This window comes from Geodermatophilus sp. URMC 63 (assembly GCF_053502565.1).
In genome coordinates, this window is sequence record NZ_CP199956.1 from 2391457 (window position 1) to 2407735 (window position 16279).

Sequence of the window (16279 nt, forward strand, 5' to 3'; positions counted from 1 at the left end):
GCGCGGCGGGGTGGGGGAGCGGTGCTGCGATCCTAGGGGTATGAGCACTCCCGGTCCGCCGAGCGAGCAGGTGCAGCAGCCGGCCGACGAGCAGCCGCCGCCCCCGCCGTCCGCGGTCGAGCGGGCCAACCGGATGAGCGCGGCCAACATGATCCGGTCGCTGCTGCCGCTGGTGGTCATCTGCCTGCTGGCCGTGGGCTGGATCGCGTTCCGGCAGAGCGGCGCGGACCCGGTCCGCCCGATCGACCCCACCAGCACCGTGCAGCTGGCCGCCGCGCGCGCGAGCTACCCGGTGCAGGTGCCCACGGGGCTGCCCGACGGCTACCGGCCGACCAGCGCGCGCACCGACGCCGGGGACGCCGTCGAGGGCGCCCCGGTCACCCTCGAGATCGGCTACGTGACGCCGTCGACGCAGTACGCCGGCTACGTCGTCAGCGACGACCCGGGCGCCGACGCGCTCACCGCGGTGCTCGACGGGGCCGAGGCCGACGGCAGCGTGCAGCTGGCGGGGGAGGAGTGGACCCGCGCGACCAGCGCGCGCGGCGAGACGGTCCTGTCCCGGGAGGACGACGGGGTCACCCTGCTGGTGACCGGGTCGGCCGACGACGACGAGCTGGAGACCGTGGCCGCCGCCGTGGCGCCGGTCTCCGTCGGCTGAGCTCAGCCCGGCTGGTCACCCGGGGCAGCCGCGGCCAGGCGCTCGCGGGCGCGGTCGAGCCAGTGCTGGCACAGCTCGGCCAGCGCCTCGCCGCGCTCCCAGAGCCCGAGCGACTCCTCGAGGGTCAGCCCGCCGGCCTCGAGCCGGCGCACCACCTCGGCCAGCTCCTCGCGCGCCTGCTCGTAGGTCTGCGTCGGCTGGGCGTCGGGCGTCGGCTCGGGGGTGCTCACGGCTGCCCATCCTGCCCGCGGGGGTCGGCCGGGTCGGCAGCGCCCGCACCCCGGTCGACGCGCACCAGCAGCCGCCCGCCGGACACGCGCACCGACAGCCGCTCGTCGTCGCCGACCTCCGCCGGGTCGCGGACCAGCGCGCCGTCGGCCCGCTGCACGAGGGCGTAGCCGCGCTCCAGCGTGGCCTGCGGGGAGAGGGCCGAGACCCGGGCGCGGGCGTGCTCGAGGTCGCGCTCGGCGGTCTCGACCCGGTGGGTGAGCGTGCGCCGGCTCCGGTCGCGCAGCGCGGCGACGTCGTCGGCCCGGCCGTGCAGCAGCCGCTGGGGGTCGGCGAGCACCGGCCGGCTGCGCACGCCCTCCAGCCAGCGGTCCTGCTGGTCGAGCCGCATGGTCAGGACGTGCCGGGCGCGGGCGCGCAGCCCGTCGACCAGCCGCGTCTGCTCGCCGATCTCGGGCACCACCCGGTGCGCGGCGTCGGTGGGGGTGGCCGCGCGAACGTCGGCGACGTGGTCCACCAGCGTGGTGTCGGTCTCGTGGCCGACGGCGGTGACCACCGGCGTGCGGCAGGCGGCGATCGCGCGCACCAGTCCCTCGTCGGAGAAGGGCAGCAGGTCCTCGACCGAGCCGCCGCCGCGGGCGACGACGATCACCTCGACCTCCGGGTCGCGGTCGAGGCGCTGCAGCCCGTCGATGACCGACGCGGCGGCGTTCACCCCCTGCACGAGGCTGTGGTGGACGGCGAAGCGCACTGCCGGCCAGCGCCGGCGGGCGGTGACCAGCACGTCGCGCTCGGCGGCGGAGTCCTTGCCGGTGACCAGGCCGACGACGGCCGGGGCGAAGGGCAAGGGGCGTTTGCGGGCGGCGTCGAAGAGCCCCTCGGCGGCCAGCAGGCGGCGGATCCGCTCGATGCGGGCGAGCAGCTCGCCGAGCCCGACAGCGCGGATCTCGGTGGCGCGCAGCGAGAAGGAGCCGCGAGCGATGTAGTAGTCGGGCCGGGCGCGCACGATCACCCGGGCGCCCTCGGTGAGCTCCAGGCCCGGCCGGTCGGCGACGTCGCGGGCGCAGGTGACCGGCACCGAGAGGTCGGCGGCCGGGTCGCGCAGGGTGAGGAAGACCGTCGCGGCGCCGCTGCGCCGGTTCAGCTGGGCGACCTGCCCCTCGACCCAGACCTCGCCGAGCCGACCGATCCACTCGGCGACCTTGCGGGCCACCGTGCGCACCGGCCAGGGCGCCTCGGGGGAGGACGGGGCGGTCATGTCCCGAGCGTGCCAGGGGCCACCGACGGCAGCGGCCCGGGCCCCTGACGGGACCGGGGCCGCTGGACGCCGCCGCTGCGCCGGGCTACTGCCCCCGGGGCTGCAGCGGGCTGGCCTCGACGGCCTGCTGCTCGAGCTTCTCCAGCCGGTTGCGCAGCATCGTCACGAACTGCGGCCGGTTGCCGGTGGCCTCCTCGTAGGAGAGCAGGTCCTGCACCGTGGCGAGCTGGTAGCCGCGCAGCCGGCCGCGCAGCTGCGCGATGGTGAACGAGTCGTAGCCCTCGATGGGCGCCGTGACCGCGGCCTCGGAGCCGGACGGCTCGTCGCCGCCCGCGATTTCGTCGGTGGCGCCGCCGGTGGCCGCGGCGACCGGCGTCCCGCCCTCGTCGGTGGCCTCGACCGCGGTGTCGCTGGTCGCGGTGTCGCTGGTCGCGGTGTCGCTGGTCGCGGTGTCGCTGGTCGTGGTGTCGCCGGTCGTGGTGTCGCCGGCCTCGTCCGGGCCCGGTCCGGCGCCCAGCTCCTCGTCGATGCGGGCGTGCTCGTCGGTGACGACGTCGCTGCTCTCGTCGGTGGTGGTGCCCTGGGGCCCGGCGGTCGCGGCGAGATCGGTCGCCGCACCGCCCGTGCCGGAGCTCTCCGGGTCCGGCACGGCACCCAGCTCGTCGTCGACGCGCGCGTGCTCGTCGGTGACGACGTCGCTGCCCTGTCCGGTGTCGGTGCCCTGGGTCGGTGCGCCGCCGTCCTCGGTGACGCCGCCCGCCGTGCCCTCGGTGCCCTCGGGGGCCACGACGCCCTCGTCGGTGACCGTGCCCTCGACCGTGGCGACCTCGCCGTCCGGGGTGAGGACGTCGACCTCGGTGCCGGCGTCGGTCGCGGCGTCGGGCTGAGCGTCCTCGCCCAGGACCCCGGCGTCAGCGGTCCCCTCGGTGGTCTCGGCGGCGGTCCCGGCGGCGGTCTCGTCGGTGGTCTCGTCGGCGAGGCCGATGTCGGTGTCGGCGGTGCCGGAGTCGGCGGCGTCCGGGAGGGTCGTGTCGTCGCTGCCCACGTCGGGCGCGCCGGCCAGCTCACCAACGGGGGAGCCGCCGGGGTCGCTGGCGGCCGGGGTGTCGTCCGGGACCGCCTCGGCAGCAGGCGCGGTGTCGGTGCCCTCGGCCTCCAGCAGCGCGCTCTCGAGGGCGTCCTCGGGGGTCAGCGCGGTGTCGACCGCGCCGAGCGCCGCGTCGACCTCCTCCGCGCCCTGGACCTGGTCGGTGATGTCCTCGATCGCGGCGACGACCTCGGCCGGCGCGGGGTCCTGCGGCAGGCCCGCGACCTCGTCGTCGACCAGGCCGGCCGCGTCGGTGTCGATGTCGATCTCCATGACGTCGACCTCGGTGAGCACGACCTCGGTGTCCCCGATGCGGGCGTCGGTGTCGTCGAGCGCCGCGGCGGTGTCCTCGACGGCGGCGACGACGGCGTCGGCGGCCGGGTCGTCGGGGAGGGCCGCGACCTCGTCGTCGGTGATCGCGCCGTCGGTGGTGTCGACGTCCGGCGCGCGGTCGAAGGCAGAGGTGCGCAGGACGTCGATCGGCTCGGCCACCAGCACGCTGCCGCCGGCGTCCTGCTCGTCGTCGTCGAAGGTCGCCATGCCGGGCTCGCGGTCACCGCGCAGCCCGGTGAGCACCTCGTCGCCGCGGGCCACCAGCCCCGACCACTGCTGCTGCAGCTTCATCGCCGCCTGCAGCGCGATGCCGACGAGGCGCACCGGGAGACCCGGCAGCGTCCGGGGGAGGCTGCGGACGTCGTCGAGGACGGTGGCGGCCAGCCCGACGCTGGCGCGGATCGGCTCGGGGATCTCACGGGACATGGGTCCAGCCTGCCGCAGGCCGCCCGGAACGGCATCGTGGCCGATCGCACGGCCACCCGGTCGAGCGGGGCAGACGCGGCACGGCGTGTCGAGGGTCTCCTCGCGGGCCCGGCAGCCGACGGCGCGCCACATACGATGGGTGCATGGCTGATCAGCGCGGACGGGTCCTGCTGGCCGATCCCCGGGGGTACTGCGCCGGCGTCGACCGGGCGGTGGTGGCCGTCGAGCGGGCGTTGGAGATCCACGGGGCGCCGGTCCACGTCCGCAAGCAGATCGTCCACAACAAGCACGTCGTCGCCACCCTGGAGCGGCGCGGTGCGGTCTTCGTCGACGAGACCGACGAGGTGCCCGAGGGCTCGGTCGTCGTGTTCAGCGCGCACGGCGTCTCACCGGCCGTGCACCAGGAGGCCGCGGCCCGGCAGCTGCGGACGATCGACGCCACCTGCCCGCTGGTGACCAAGGTGCACCAGGAGGCCAAGCGGTTCGCCCGCGACGACTACGACATCCTGCTGATCGGCCACCGCGGCCACGAGGAGGTCGAGGGCACCTCCGGCGAGGCGCCGTCGCACATCCAGCTCGTCGACGGTCCCGACGACGTGGCGTCCGTGCAGGTGCGCGACCCCGAGAAGGTCGTGTGGCTGTCGCAGACGACGCTGTCGGTCGACGAGACGCTGACCACGGTCGACCAGCTGCGGACCCGGTTCCCCGGCCTGCAGTCGCCGCCCAGCGACGACATCTGCTACGCCACCCAGAACCGCCAGCAGGCCGTCAAGCAGATGGCCGCGGAGTGCGACCTGGTGGTCGTCGTGGGTTCGACCAACTCGTCGAACTCGGTGCGGCTGGTCGAGGTGGCCCTCGAGGCCGGCGCCCGCGACGCGCACCTGGTCGACTACGCCGCCGAGATCGACCCGTCCTGGCTCGAGGGGGTGCAGACCGTCGGCGTCACCAGCGGCGCGTCGGTGCCCGAGGTGCTCGTCGGCGAGGTGCTCGACTGGCTGGCCGAGCGCGGCTACCCCGACGTCGAGACGGTCAAGGCCGCCGAGGAGCGGCTGGTCTTCGCTCTGCCGCACGAGCTGCGCCCCAAGCGCGGCGGCACCGCCGGCTGACCCGGGCGGACGCAGGAAGGCCCCCTCCCGGCCGGGAGGGGGCCTTCTGCTCCTGCTGCTGGTGGAGGTCCTCCCTCAGCGCCGGGCGGCGAGGCGGACGACGGCCACCACGAGGGCGACGACCGTGGCGACGGCCATGGTGGGGAAGCCGCGGATGAGCACGGTGGCGATCGTCGGCAGGTTGAGGCTGGCCGACGGCGCGAGGCCCACGTTGACCGCGGCGACCGCGACGAAGACCAGCGGCGGCGAGACGACGACGGTGAGCAGGTCGCGCTTGCGGACCAGCAGCGTGGCCACGGCGGTGGCCGCGACCAGCGTGACGAGGGTGAGCGTGCCGAGGCCGACGCCGAAGAAGGAGTCGACGGCGCCGCCGGCCAGAGTGATCACGAAGACGCCGAGCACCGCCAGGGTGCCGCGCAACCGGCTGCCGGACACGTCCTCGGCCGGTGCGACCCGGCTGCTGGACCGCTCGGCGGCACGGCCGGAGGCCCGGCTGCCGCGGCGGCCGTCGTCGGAGCGGTCGGCCGGCGGGTGGGCGGCGCGCTGCCCGGAGCGGGCGGCGGGGGACCGGGCGTCACCGACCGGACGGCCGGCGCCACGGCCGGTGGTGTAGCCGGTACCGCGCTCGGGGCCCGCGGGACGCCCGCGCGGCGTCGGCGGCGGCACCGGGGGGCGGGACATGCGCATCGAGCGGTCCGGACCGGTCGCGTCGGGACGCGGGACCTGGGGGCGGGCGTAGGAGCGCTCCGGGCGCACTCCGCTGTCCCGCCAGGTGTCGGCTGTGCTCGCCGAGGCCATGGCCCACCTCCCCGTCCTCGCCGGCCGGCCCGTCACGGGCCGCTGTCGGTGCTCACCGTAGCGACGACCGGCTCCGTCCGGGACCGGTTCACGGTGTCGGCCCCTGACACGTCTCCGTGTCGATTTGGCAACTCTCTGTGAGGGGCGGGAGTGGTGTGACGGGCGTGCCCGGCGGGACGGGCGCCCCGGTCAGACGTCCGCGGTCCCGCCGGTCCGCCAGCGCAGGCCCGGGCCGGCGTCGTCGGCGAGGTCCGGCTCGGGCTGGAGGTGGCGGTCGGCGCGGAGGTCGCGGTCCGGCTGGAGGTCGCGGTCGGGGCGGAGGTCCCGGTTCGGCGGGAGCGCCCGGTCGGGCAGGGGTGGCCGGTCGATCGGCACCACGGCGTCGACGCCGGCCGCGTCGTCGTCGACGGGCCGCAGCGCCCGCACCACCGCCTCCACCGGCGCCGGCGTGGGCACCGGCGTCTCACCGACGCCGAGGTCGTCGAAGCGGCGGGCGGCGGCGAGCACCGAGCGCTCGTAGGACCCGACCGTCTCGTTGTAGCGGGTCAGCGTCGAGCCCAGCGCCGACCCGAGCCGGGTCAGGTGGCCCGACAGGGTGGTCAGGCGGGCGTGCAGCCGGCGGCCGACCTCGATGACCTGGTCGGCGTCGCGGGCCAGCCGCTCCTGCCGCCACGAGTGCGCCACCGTGCGCAGCAGGGCCAGCAGGGTGCTCGGCGTGGCGATGACGACGTCGCGGCCGAAGCCGTACTCCAGCAGGCCGGGCTCGGCCTCCAGCGCGGTGGTGAGGAACCCGTCGGAGGGCACGAACAGCACCGTGAATGGCGCCGCGGGGCGGAAGGCGGTGGGGTAGCGGCGGGCGGCCAGCGCGTCGACGTGCGCGCGCAGCTGCCGGGCGTGGGCGGCGACCCGCTGCGCCTTGACCGTCTCGTCGGGGGCCTGCACCGCCTCGATGTAGCCGGTGAACGGCACTTTCGCGTCGACGACGACCTGCCGGCCGTCGGAGAGGGTGACCACGAGGTCGGGCCGCACCCCGGCGCCCTCGTCGTTGGTGGAGGACGGCTGCTCGACGAAGTCGCAGTGCTCGAGCAGGCCGGCGACCTCGACCACCCGGCGCAGCTGCACCTCACCCCAGCGGCCGCGCACGTGCGGGGTGCGCAGCGCGGTCACCAGCGCGGCGGTCTCCTGGCGCAGCTGCGCGCTGGTCTGACCGACAGTGCCCATCTGCTCGCGCAGCTCCCCGTGCGCGACGGCCCGGGCCTGCTCCATGCCGGCGAGCAGCCGGTGCAGGTGGTCCAGCGACTCGTGCAGCGGGTCGAGCCCCGACTCGGCCGGCCGCCGGCGGGCCAGCAGCGCGACGACGCCGAGCGTCACGGCCACGCCCAGCAGCACGCCGAGCAGCAGGCCGAGCAGGAGGGAGGCGGCGTCCACGGACAGCAGGGTGCCTCAGCGGACCGACATACCCCGGGAGGCGGCCCCGTCCAGGGACCCGCCGCGAGCTCGCGAGTGGTGGGGAGGACGGGGTCCTCTCGCTATGCCTCGACCGGGACCGGGACCAGGACCTGGGCCGGGACCTCGACCGGTACCGCGGCGGGGGCGTGCGCCGCCTCGTGGTCGAGCAGCCAGCGCTTGACCGGCGTGCCCCAGCGGAAGCCGCCGAGACCGCCGTCGGAGCCGAGCACCCGGTGGCACGGGACGAACAGCGCCGCGGCGTTGCGGGCGCAGGCGTTGGCGGCGGCGCGCACCGCGGAGGGCCGCCCGCACCGGGCGGCGAACGCGGCGTAGGTGTCCGGCGCGCCGGCCGGCACGGTCCGCAGCACCTCCCACGCGTCCTCGAGGAACGGCCCGGAGCGCTGCCGCACCGGGACGTCGTCGATGGCGGTGACGTCGCCGGCGACGAACGCCTCGACGGTGTCCAGGACCGGCAGGTGCTCGGCCTGCTCGACCCAGGTGGGCCGCAGCGAGCGGTGCACGACGGGCAGCAGGTCGGCGACGTCGCCGGTCCAGCCGGCGGCGAGGACGACGTCGCCGCCGCCGGGCCGGTCGGTGACGACGACGGTGAAGGGGCCCGGCGGTGTCCCGACGGTGGCGAAACGGGCGGCGGGTGGGGTCATGACGCACTCCGATCGGCGGCGGGGGAGCGGGTGAACAGTGTGGGCGCGGCGAGCGCCCAGAGGTGCACGGCGGCGTACGAGCGCCACGGCCGCCAGCGGGTGGCGGCGTCGGCGTCGGAGCTGCCCAGCGCGGCGAGGGCGCGGCGCAGCGCGAGGTCGCCGGGCAGCCAGACGTCGGGGTCGCCGAGGCCGCGCATGGCCACGAGCGACGCCGTCCACGGGCCGATGCCCGGCAGGGCGAGCAGGCCGCGCGCGGCCTCCTCCCGGTCGCAGCCCGGGTCCAGCGCGACCCGGCCCTCGGCGAGCGCGGCGGCCAGCCCGGTCAGCGTGCGCCGGCGGGCGCCGGTGAGGCCGACGGCGGAGAGGTCCGCGGCGGCCAGCGCCTCGGGCCGGGGGAAGGCGTGCGTGAGCGTGCCGACCGGCTCGGGCAGCGGCGGCCCAGCGAGCGCGACGACGCGGGCGGTGAGCGTGCGGGCGCCGGCCACCGACACCTGCTGGCCGAGCACCGCCCGCGCGGCGGCCTCCGGGGCGTCGGGCGAGGCGGGGACCCGGCGGCCTGGCGCGCCGGCGACGAGCGGGGCCAGCGCCGGGTCGGACCCGAGCACCTCGTCGACGGCGAGCGGGTCGGCGTCGAGGTCGAGCAGCCGCCGGCAGCGGGGGACGGCGGAGCGCAGGTCGCGCAGGTCGGTGAGCAGCAGTCGGGCGGTCACGGCCGGGCCGCCGTCGGGCGCGGGGGACAGGCGGACGACGCCGGGGCCGGCGGGCAGGTCGAGGACGCGGGAGAACGTCGTCCCGTCCCACTCCTCCAGGCCGGGGACGGCGTGCGCGCCGAGGAAGTGCAGCACCTCGGCCGCGTCGAACGGGGCGCGGGCGGCCAGCCGCAGGGTCAGCCAGCCCGGCGTCCCCCCGTCGGTGCCCGGCCGGCGGCGGCGCAGCTCCGACGGCGTGCAGGCGAACACCTCGCGCACGGTGTCGTTGAACTGCCGCACGCTGGCGAACCCGGCGGCGAAGGCGACGTCGGCCAGCGGCAGGTCGGTGGTCTCGATCAGCACCCGCGCGGTCTGGGCGCGCTGGGCGCGGGCGACGGCGAGCGGGCCGACGCCGAGCTCGCCGACCAGCAGCCGGTGCACCTGCCGCTCGGAGTAGCCCAGCCGCGCGGCCAGGCCGGGGACGCCGGTGCGCTCGACCTCGCCGTCGGCGATCAGCCGCATGGCGCGGGCGACGACGTCGGCGCGCACGTCCCACTCCGGCGATCCGGGGACGGCGTCGGGGCGGCAGCGCCGGCAGGCCCGGAAGCCCGCGGCCTGGGCGCCGGCGGCAGTGCCGAAGAAGCAGACGTTGCCGGCGGCGGGGGTGCGGGCCGGGCACGAGGGCCGGCAGTAGATGCCCGTGGTGCGGACGGCGGTGACGAACCAGCCGTCGAAGCGGGCGTCCCGGCTGGCGACGGCGCGGTAGCAGCGCTCGGCGTCGAGGGAGGCGGTCACGGCACCGAGCATGACAGCGCGCGCGACCACTGACTGGCGGTTTCCGGACGCCGCCGTGCGACCCGCTGGGGTCGCGGGCTGTCACCCCCGCACCGCAGACTGCCTGCACCGCCGGGCGCCCGCCCCGGCGGCCCGGGGGACCGCGGGTCACCACCCGCTCGCACGCCCCCGCCCGTCGAGGAGGGGGAGCAGTGATCGATCCAGGAGCTGGTGCCGGCCGGAGCAGGCGCCCGGGTGTGCAGACCACCGGGCGGCAGGTCGTCGTCTTCGCCGACACCCGGGACGACGAGCCGGTGGACTGGTCGGCGGCGGGGATCTCCGACGTCGCCGACTCGCGCGACTTCACCTCCGGGCAGGTCTCGGCGCAGGCCCTCCGCGGGGCCGGCGCCACGGTCTTCGCCCGGCTGGGCATCGCCGTCGTCTCCGCCGCCCCCGACCAGGTGACGGCGCTGCGGTCGGCGTCCGCGGACCGGCGGCCGGTGCTGTCGGTCTCCCCGGAACTGGTCCACCACGTGCTGCCCGCGGACGTGGGGTCCTACGTCGAGGGCTACCGCGACGGCGTCACCGACCTCGCCGGCCGGCTGGTCGGCGCCGGGGGAGGCGGCGGTGAGCAGACCCCGGCGCCGCCGCCGTTGGCGGACACCGCGGCCGCCACCTGGGGCATCCAGGCGGTGCAGGCCATGACGTCGCCCTTCACCGGCCGGGGGGTCCGGGTCGCCGTCCTCGACACGGGCCTGGACCTCGCGCACCCCGACTTCGCCGGCCGCGCGATCACCTCGGAGTCCTTCGTCGAGGGGGTGACCAGCGCGCAGGACGGCCACGGGCACGGCACCCACTGCACCGGCACCGCGTGCGGGCCCCGCGTGCCCCCGGCCGGGCCGCGCTACGGCATCGCGTCGGAGGCGGAGGTCTTCATCGGCAAGGTGCTCAGCGACGAGGGCAGCGGGGAGGACGGCGGCATCCTGGCCGGCATCGACTGGGCGGTCGCCAACGGCTGCGCCGTCCTGTCGATGTCCCTGGGCGCCGACGTGGCCGAGGCCCACCCGCCCTACTCCGCCGCCGGGCGGCGGGCGCTGCAGCAGGGCTCGCTGATCATCGCCGCGGCCGGCAACAACGCCGACCGGGAGAACGGGGACTTCGGCTTCGTCGGCGCGCCGGCCAACAGCGTGGAGATCCTGGCCGTGGGCGCCCTGGACCCGCGGCTGGTGACGGCTTGGTTCTCCGCCCGCAGCCTCCCGGCGGCGGGCGGGGAGGTGGACGTGGCCGGTCCCGGCGTCGACGTGCTGTCGACCTGGCCGATGCCCACCCGCTACAACACGATCAGCGGGACGAGCATGGCCACGCCGCACGTCGCCGGGCTGGCCGCGCTCTGGGCCGAGGCCACCGGACGGCGCGGGTACGAGCTGTGGGCCACGCTGACCCAGGCCAGCCGCCGGCTCACCGAGCCGTCGGTCGACGTCGGCAGCGGGCTGGTGCTGGCACCCCAGGAGGGCGCCGGCGGGGCGGGCTGAGACCGGCCCGGGCCCCGCGTCCGGTCGGGAGGTCAGCCCGGGAGGTGACCCAGCTGGGACAGCACCGTCACGTTGTCCCAGACCAGCCACATCTCGGCGATCCTGCCGTCCCGGACGCGGAAGACGCCGGCGAAGTCGGAACTCGCCTTCTCGCCGGACGGCGGGAAGGGACCCATCGGCCCGGTCTGCGTGCCCTCGTAGGTCGCCCGCACGGCGGCCCGGTCACCGTCCACCAGGACCTGGGTGAACGTCTGCACGTTGTCCGGGAAGATCTCCGCGTCCTGGCGGAGGAACTCCTTGAACTGCTCCCGGTCGGTGATCGACAGGTGCGGGGTCGCCCGGCAGTGCCGGACGACGTCCGGGGCGAGGACGTCGTCGAGCAGCTCCAGCCGGCGGGTGTTCATCGCGTCCGCCAACCCCCGGACCAGTGTCCTGACCTCTTCGGCGTCCTCGGGCATCGGAGACCTCCTCGTGGTCCGGCCGTGCGGTGGCCCGGCCTGCCCACTCGCGGACGGGACAGCGGAGCGGGTCACGGCTCGCCGGGGTGCGGGCGGGCAGCCGGTCGTCACCCCGCGGGACGCCGTCCTCACACCTCGCCCGGCGGCGGAGCCCCGGGACGGCACCGGAGGGACTAGCCTCCGGCCGTGGGCTCCTCGCTGACGCCGTTCAGCGTGACCGTCGACGACCGGCACCTGGCCGAGGTCGAGACGGTCGCGCAGGCGCTGCGCGACACCGGCATGCAGGTCGAGCGGGTCCTCGGCACGGTGGGCGTCATCACCGGCCGGGCGCCCGCCGCGGCCCGCCCGGCCCTGCTGGCGGTCGACGGCGTCTCCTCGGTCGACGAGCAGCGCCGCGTGCAGCTGCCCTCGCCGGACGCGCCGGTCCAGTAGTCCGGGGGACGCCGCCGGGCCGCCGTCCGTTGACCGGGGTGTGGCGACGACCGGCGGGCAGCGGCTCGGTGCCCCTGGCCGGGGGCGGACGGCACTGGTCGCGGCCCTCGTCGGTCTGGCCGCGCTCGGCGCGCTGCTGGTCGTGCGCCACGGAACCGCCGAGGCGCCGCGGCCGGCGGAGTGCGCCGCGGCGGAGCCGGGGGTGCGGGTCGACCCGGCCGCCGTCCCCGACGGCCCGGTCGCCGGGTACGGCGCGGAGCAGCTGGCCAACGCCGCGGAGATCGTCAACGCCGCCGAGGCGCTCGGGCTGGACACCTGTGCGCAGGTGATCGGCGTGATGACCGCGATGGGTGAGTCCTCGCTGCGGGTCCTCGACCGCGGCGATGCCGCCGGGCCCGACTCGCGGGGGCTGTTCCAGCAGCGGGCCAACGGCGCCTGGGGGACCTACGCCGACCGGATGGACCCCACCACCAGCGCGACGAACTTCTTCCGAGCGCTGCAGGAGGTCCCCGACTGGCGGTCGCTGGAGCCGACGATCGCCGCGCACCGCACCCAGCGCAACGCCGACCCCGACCACTACCGGCGCTGGTGGGACGACGCGGTGCAGGTCGTGAGCGCGCTGGCCGGCCGGCCGGTCCTGTCCCGGGCATAGCAGGAGGACCTCCCTGCCCCCGCCACTCGCAGGCTCGCGGCGGGACCCTGCAGGGAGGCCGCCCGTCCACCGACCGGTGGACGGGGCGCCCACGGAACGGCCGTACCGCGCGCCGCCCTCCCGCGCCAGGCTCGTCCCGTGACAGCGACCCAGACGGCGCCGGCTCCCGTGGCCCGGGCGCGGGACGAGGAGACGGCGGTCCGCGTGCGCGGGCTGGTCAAGCGGTACGGGGACCGGGCCGTCGTCGACGGCATCGATCTCGACGTCCGGCGGGGTGAGGTCTTCGCCCTGCTCGGGCCCAACGGCGCGGGCAAGACGACGACCGTGGAGGTCCTGGAGGGCGTGCGCCGGCGCGACGGCGGCGAGGTCGCCGTCCTCGGGGAGGACCCCGGCCGCGCCGGGCGGGCCTGGCGCGACCGCGTCGGCGTGGTCGGCCAGAGCAGCGGGGCCGGCACCGCGCTCACCGTCCGGGAGACCATCGACCACTTCGCGCACTACCACGCGCTCGCGCGGCCGACCGGCGAGCTGCTGACCGCCGTGGGGCTCGCCGGGGCCACGGGCACGCGGGTGTCGCGGCTGTCGGGTGGGCAGCGCCGCCGGCTGGAGGTGGCCCTCGGCGTCCAGGGCCGGCCGGAGCTGCTGTTCCTCGACGAGCCGACCACCGGCATGGACCCGGTCGCCCGCCGGCAGTTCTGGGGGCTGGTCCGCGGGCTGCGGGCCGGCGGCACGACCGTCGTCCTGACCACCCACTACCTCGACGAGGCCGCGGCGCTGGCCGACCGGGTCGGCGTCCTGGCCGAGGGGCGGCTGGTCGACGTCGCCCCGCCGGGCGAGCTGGGCGGCGAGCTGCGGCGGGTGGCCACCGTCCGCTGGACCGAGGACGGCGCCCACCGCGAGGTGGTCACCGCCGAACCGGCCGCCGTGCTGCGCGACCTGCTCGCCGCGCACCCCGCCGGGGAGGTCCCCGGCCTCACCGTCACCCGGCCCGACCTCGAGGACGTCTACCTCGCCCTGGTCGGCGCCACGCCCGAGGAGGAGACCCGGTGACCGCCGTCCCGGTCCCCGCCCGCCCCGCACCGCCGTCGGCCGCCGCCATCGGCCTGGCCCGCACCGCGATGGAGCTGCGGCTGTTCGTCCGCGACCCGGCGCAGGTGGTGTTCTCCTTCGCCTACCCGATCGTGATGCTGGTCGTCTTCGCGTCGGTGTTCGCCGACGAGGACCGGCCCGGCGGGGTGCCGTTCGCGCAGTACTTCCTCGCCGGCATCGCGGCCACCGGGGTCGTGCTGACCAGCTTCCAGGCGGTCGGGACGGCGATCGCCGAGGAGCGCGACCGCGGCGACCTCGCCCGGCTGCAGACCCTCGGCACCCCGCCGGTGGGCTACTTCCTCGGCAAGGCCGGCCAGGTGCTGGTGACGACCGCGCTGCAGCTGGCGGCGCTGCTCACCGTGGCCGCGACCGCCTACGACGTGTCCCTGCCCACCGACGCCGGCCGCTGGCTGACCTTCGCGTGGGTGGTGCTCCTCGGCGCGCTGGCCGGCACCGTGCTGGGCATCGCGGTCGCCTCGGCCGGCAGCAGCCGCGCGGTGGCCAACGGGATCGCCGCCTCCGCGATCGTGCTGCAGTTCTTCTCCGGCGTCTTCTTCGTCTTCTCCGAGCTGCCGCCGTGGATGCAGGAGGTGGCCGCCGTCTTCCCGCTCAAGTGGCTGGTGCAGGGCATGCGCTCGGTGTTCCTGCCCGACACCGCCGCGGTCGCGGAGCCCGCGGGGAGCTGGGAGCACGGGATGATCGCCCTCGTGCTCACCGCGTGGGTGGTCGTCGGGGCCCTGGTCTGCACGCGCACCTTCCGCTGGCGCCCGTCGGCATGAGCCTGACCCGCCGGCTGGCCGCCGTCGTCGTCCCTCCCGCGGACGACGGCGGCGAGCCGCTGCCCGAGCGCGGGTGGCGGACGACGGTCGTCGGCATGCACGTGGTCTCCGCCGCCGTGTGGGGTCTCGCGGTGGTCTCCGCGGCGGTCGGGGACCAGGTGGACGACGACCGGCGGCTGCCGGCGCTGCTGGTCCTGGCCGGACTCGCGCTCGCCTACGCCGTCCTCGGGGTCCCGGCGATCGACCGGGGGGCGCGCCGGCGGGCGGCGCTGTACCTCGTGGTGCTCGTCGTCGCGTTCGCGCTGCTCGGCCGGCTGGCGCCGGGCCTGCTCTTCCTGCTCTTCCTCGCCTACCCGCACGTGTGGTTCGCCGTGCAGGGGACGCTCACCGGCATCTCCTGGACGCTGCTGCTCGGCCTGGCCAGCGCCGCGGGCCCGGTGCTGGGCGCCGCCTCGTCCCGCGAGCCCGGCGACGTGCTTCTCGAGACGGGCATCGGCATCACCTTCAGCCTGGCGCTGGGCGTCTGGGTCAGCCGGGTGCTGCGGGAGAGCGCGCAGCGGGCGTCGCTGATCGCCCAGCTGGAGGCGACCCGGTCGGAGCTGGCCGCGGCCGAGCGGGAGCGCGGGGTGCTGGCCGAGCGGGAGCGGCTGGCGGGGGAGGTGCACGACACGCTGGCGCAGGGCTACACGTCGATCGTCGTGCTGGCGCAGACGGCGTCGGCGCTCCTGCCGGGGGACCCGGACGCCGCGCGCGGGCGGCTGGCGGTCATCGAGGAGGTGGCCCGCGACAACCTCGCCGAGGCCCGCGCGGTGGTGGCGGCGTTCCGGCCGGTGGCGCTCGACGGGTCGACGCTGGTGGAGGCGCTGGGGCAGCTGGCCGCGCGGTTCGGGCGGGAGACCGGCCTGGCGGTGCGGGTGGACACCGGGGCGCTCGACGGCCTCCCGGCGCTGCGCACCGACGAGGAGGTCGTGCTGCTGCGCGGCGCGCAGGAGGCGCTGACCAACGTCCGCCGGCACGCGGGCGCCACGGCGGTGGTGCTGCGGCTGTCGCGGGTGGGCTCGCAGGTGTCGGTGCACGTGGAGGACGACGGCGTCGGGTTCGACCCGGCGGCGGTCCCCGTCTCGGGCCTGGCGGGGCTGCGCGGGCGGGTGGCCCAGGTGGGCGGCGAAGTCGACGTCGCCTCGGCGCCGGGCTCGGGAACGCGCGTGACGGTGCGGGTGCCGGGCTCGTGAGCACGCGGGTGCTGGTGGTCGACGACCACCCCGTGGTGCGCGGCGGGCTGGTCGGCTGGCTGGCGGCCCAGCCCGACCTCGACGTCGTCGGGGAGGCCGCCGACGGGCTGGAGGCGCTGGCCCTCGTGGCGTCGCTGGCGCCGGACGTCGTCCTCATGGACCTGCGGATGCCGCGGATGGACGGCGTCACCGCGACCGAGCGGCTCGCGGGGTCGCACCCCGGCGTCCGGGTGCTGGTGCTGACCACCTACGACACCGACGCCGACATCGTGCGGGCCGTCGCGGCCGGGGCCACCGGCTACCTGCTCAAGGACGCCCCGCTGCCGCAGCTCGCCGACGCCGTCCGCGCCGCCGCCCGCGGGGAGACGGTGCTCGCGCCTCCGGTGGCCGCACGGCTGGTGTCGCGGATGCGGGCGCCGGCGGTCGAGGAGCCGACCGCGCGGGAGCTGGAGGTGCTGGCCGGGGTGGCGCGCGGGCTGACCAACGCCGACATCGGCCGGGAGCTGTTCATCGGCGAGGCCACGGTGAAGACCCACCTGCTGCGGGTGTTCGCCAAGCTCGGCGTCGACGACCGGACCCGCGCGGTGATGGTCGCCGTCGAGCGCGGCCTGCTCCCCGGCCCCGGCGCCCGCTGACGCCC

At 77.0% G+C, this 16279-nt stretch carries 17 protein-coding genes; 9 read left to right on the plus strand and 8 right to left on the minus strand.

The features are described from left to right. Nucleotides 1–40: 40 nt before the first annotated feature. Nucleotides 41–658, plus strand: a complete 618-nt coding sequence (locus ACWIZO_RS11595; protein ID WP_448642597.1) for a DUF4245 domain-containing protein — start codon at nucleotides 41–43, stop codon at nucleotides 656–658. A 2-nt stretch (nucleotides 659–660) separates the two neighbouring features. On the opposite strand, the gene ACWIZO_RS11600 is transcribed toward ACWIZO_RS11595, so the two are convergent. From ACWIZO_RS11600 to ACWIZO_RS11610, 3 genes are all read right to left on the minus strand, one after another. Beyond that, nucleotides 661–888, minus strand: a complete 228-nt coding sequence (locus ACWIZO_RS11600) for an exodeoxyribonuclease VII small subunit (protein ID WP_448642598.1) — start codon at nucleotides 886–888, stop codon at nucleotides 661–663. After that, complete coding sequence (gene xseA / locus ACWIZO_RS11605; protein WP_448642599.1) at nucleotides 885–2144, minus strand: exodeoxyribonuclease VII large subunit; 1260 nt, start codon at nucleotides 2142–2144, stop codon at nucleotides 885–887. Before xseA ends, ACWIZO_RS11600 begins: the two co-directional genes overlap by 4 nt. A gap of 85 nt (nucleotides 2145–2229) precedes the next feature. Further along, nucleotides 2230–3990, minus strand: coding sequence for a hypothetical protein (locus ACWIZO_RS11610; protein ID WP_448642600.1), 1761 nt, complete (start codon nucleotides 3988–3990; stop codon nucleotides 2230–2232). A gap of 143 nt (nucleotides 3991–4133) precedes the next feature. Here ACWIZO_RS11610 and ACWIZO_RS11615 point away from each other — a divergent pair, with 143 nt between their 5' ends. Next, entirely contained in the window at nucleotides 4134–5096 is a 963-nt protein-coding gene (locus ACWIZO_RS11615; protein WP_448642601.1) for a 4-hydroxy-3-methylbut-2-enyl diphosphate reductase, read from the plus strand. Between the two features lie 75 nt (nucleotides 5097–5171). Here ACWIZO_RS11615 and ACWIZO_RS11620 read toward each other — a convergent pair whose 3' ends face one another. The 4 genes from ACWIZO_RS11620 to ACWIZO_RS11635 all read right to left on the minus strand — a co-directional run bounded on the left by ACWIZO_RS11620 (nucleotide 5172) and on the right by ACWIZO_RS11635 (nucleotide 9489). Continuing rightward, on the minus strand, nucleotides 5172–5894 hold the full coding sequence (locus ACWIZO_RS11620) for a DUF6542 domain-containing protein (protein WP_448642602.1): 723 nt from the start codon (nucleotides 5892–5894) through the stop codon (nucleotides 5172–5174). Between the two features lie 189 nt (nucleotides 5895–6083). Next, the gene (locus tag ACWIZO_RS11625; RefSeq protein WP_448642603.1) at nucleotides 6084–7322 is read right to left on the minus strand and encodes a DNA recombination protein RmuC; all 1239 of its coding nucleotides are present in this window, start codon (nucleotides 7320–7322) and stop codon (nucleotides 6084–6086) included. Nucleotides 7323–7423: 101 nt separating this feature from the next. Next, nucleotides 7424–8005, minus strand: a complete 582-nt coding sequence (locus tag ACWIZO_RS11630; protein ID WP_448642604.1) for a methylated-DNA--[protein]-cysteine S-methyltransferase — start codon at nucleotides 8003–8005, stop codon at nucleotides 7424–7426. Further along, on the minus strand, nucleotides 8002–9489 hold the full coding sequence (locus tag ACWIZO_RS11635; protein ID WP_448642605.1) for an AlkA N-terminal domain-containing protein: 1488 nt from the start codon (nucleotides 9487–9489) through the stop codon (nucleotides 8002–8004). The genes ACWIZO_RS11630 and ACWIZO_RS11635 overlap by 4 nt, the downstream gene beginning before the upstream one ends. A 236-nt stretch (nucleotides 9490–9725) precedes the next feature. On the opposite strand from ACWIZO_RS11635, the gene ACWIZO_RS11640 reads away from it, so the two are divergent. Then, complete coding sequence (locus ACWIZO_RS11640; protein ID WP_448642606.1) at nucleotides 9726–11000, plus strand: S8 family serine peptidase; 1275 nt, start codon at nucleotides 9726–9728, stop codon at nucleotides 10998–11000. Nucleotides 11001–11032: 32 nt separating this feature from the next. Here ACWIZO_RS11640 and ACWIZO_RS11645 read toward each other — a convergent pair whose 3' ends face one another. Then, nucleotides 11033–11458, minus strand: coding sequence for an ester cyclase (locus ACWIZO_RS11645; RefSeq protein ID WP_448642607.1), 426 nt, complete (start codon nucleotides 11456–11458; stop codon nucleotides 11033–11035). A 186-nt stretch (nucleotides 11459–11644) separates the two neighbouring features. On the opposite strand from ACWIZO_RS11645, the gene ACWIZO_RS11650 reads away from it, so the two are divergent. The 6 genes from ACWIZO_RS11650 (at nucleotide 11645) to ACWIZO_RS11675 (ending at nucleotide 16274) form a co-directional block, all read left to right on the plus strand. Next, nucleotides 11645–11890, plus strand: a complete 246-nt coding sequence (locus ACWIZO_RS11650; RefSeq protein WP_446758822.1) for a hypothetical protein — start codon at nucleotides 11645–11647, stop codon at nucleotides 11888–11890. Between the two features lie 40 nt (nucleotides 11891–11930). Then, nucleotides 11931–12542 (plus strand): hypothetical protein, encoded by a 612-nt coding sequence (locus tag ACWIZO_RS11655; protein WP_448642608.1) that lies wholly within the window; start codon nucleotides 11931–11933, stop codon nucleotides 12540–12542. A gap of 138 nt (nucleotides 12543–12680) precedes the next feature. After that, nucleotides 12681–13589, plus strand: a complete 909-nt coding sequence (locus ACWIZO_RS11660; protein ID WP_448642609.1) for an ABC transporter ATP-binding protein — start codon at nucleotides 12681–12683, stop codon at nucleotides 13587–13589. Further along, the gene (locus ACWIZO_RS11665; protein WP_448642610.1) at nucleotides 13586–14407 is read left to right on the plus strand and encodes an ABC transporter permease; all 822 of its coding nucleotides are present in this window, start codon (nucleotides 13586–13588) and stop codon (nucleotides 14405–14407) included. Before ACWIZO_RS11660 ends, ACWIZO_RS11665 begins: the two co-directional genes overlap by 4 nt. Beyond that, entirely contained in the window at nucleotides 14404–15639 is a 1236-nt protein-coding gene (locus tag ACWIZO_RS11670; protein WP_448642611.1) for a sensor histidine kinase, read from the plus strand. The genes ACWIZO_RS11665 and ACWIZO_RS11670 overlap by 4 nt, the downstream gene beginning before the upstream one ends. Next, complete coding sequence (locus ACWIZO_RS11675; RefSeq protein WP_448642612.1) at nucleotides 15636–16274, plus strand: response regulator; 639 nt, start codon at nucleotides 15636–15638, stop codon at nucleotides 16272–16274. The genes ACWIZO_RS11670 and ACWIZO_RS11675 overlap by 4 nt, the downstream gene beginning before the upstream one ends. The last annotated feature ends 5 nt before the right edge of the window (nucleotides 16275–16279 follow it).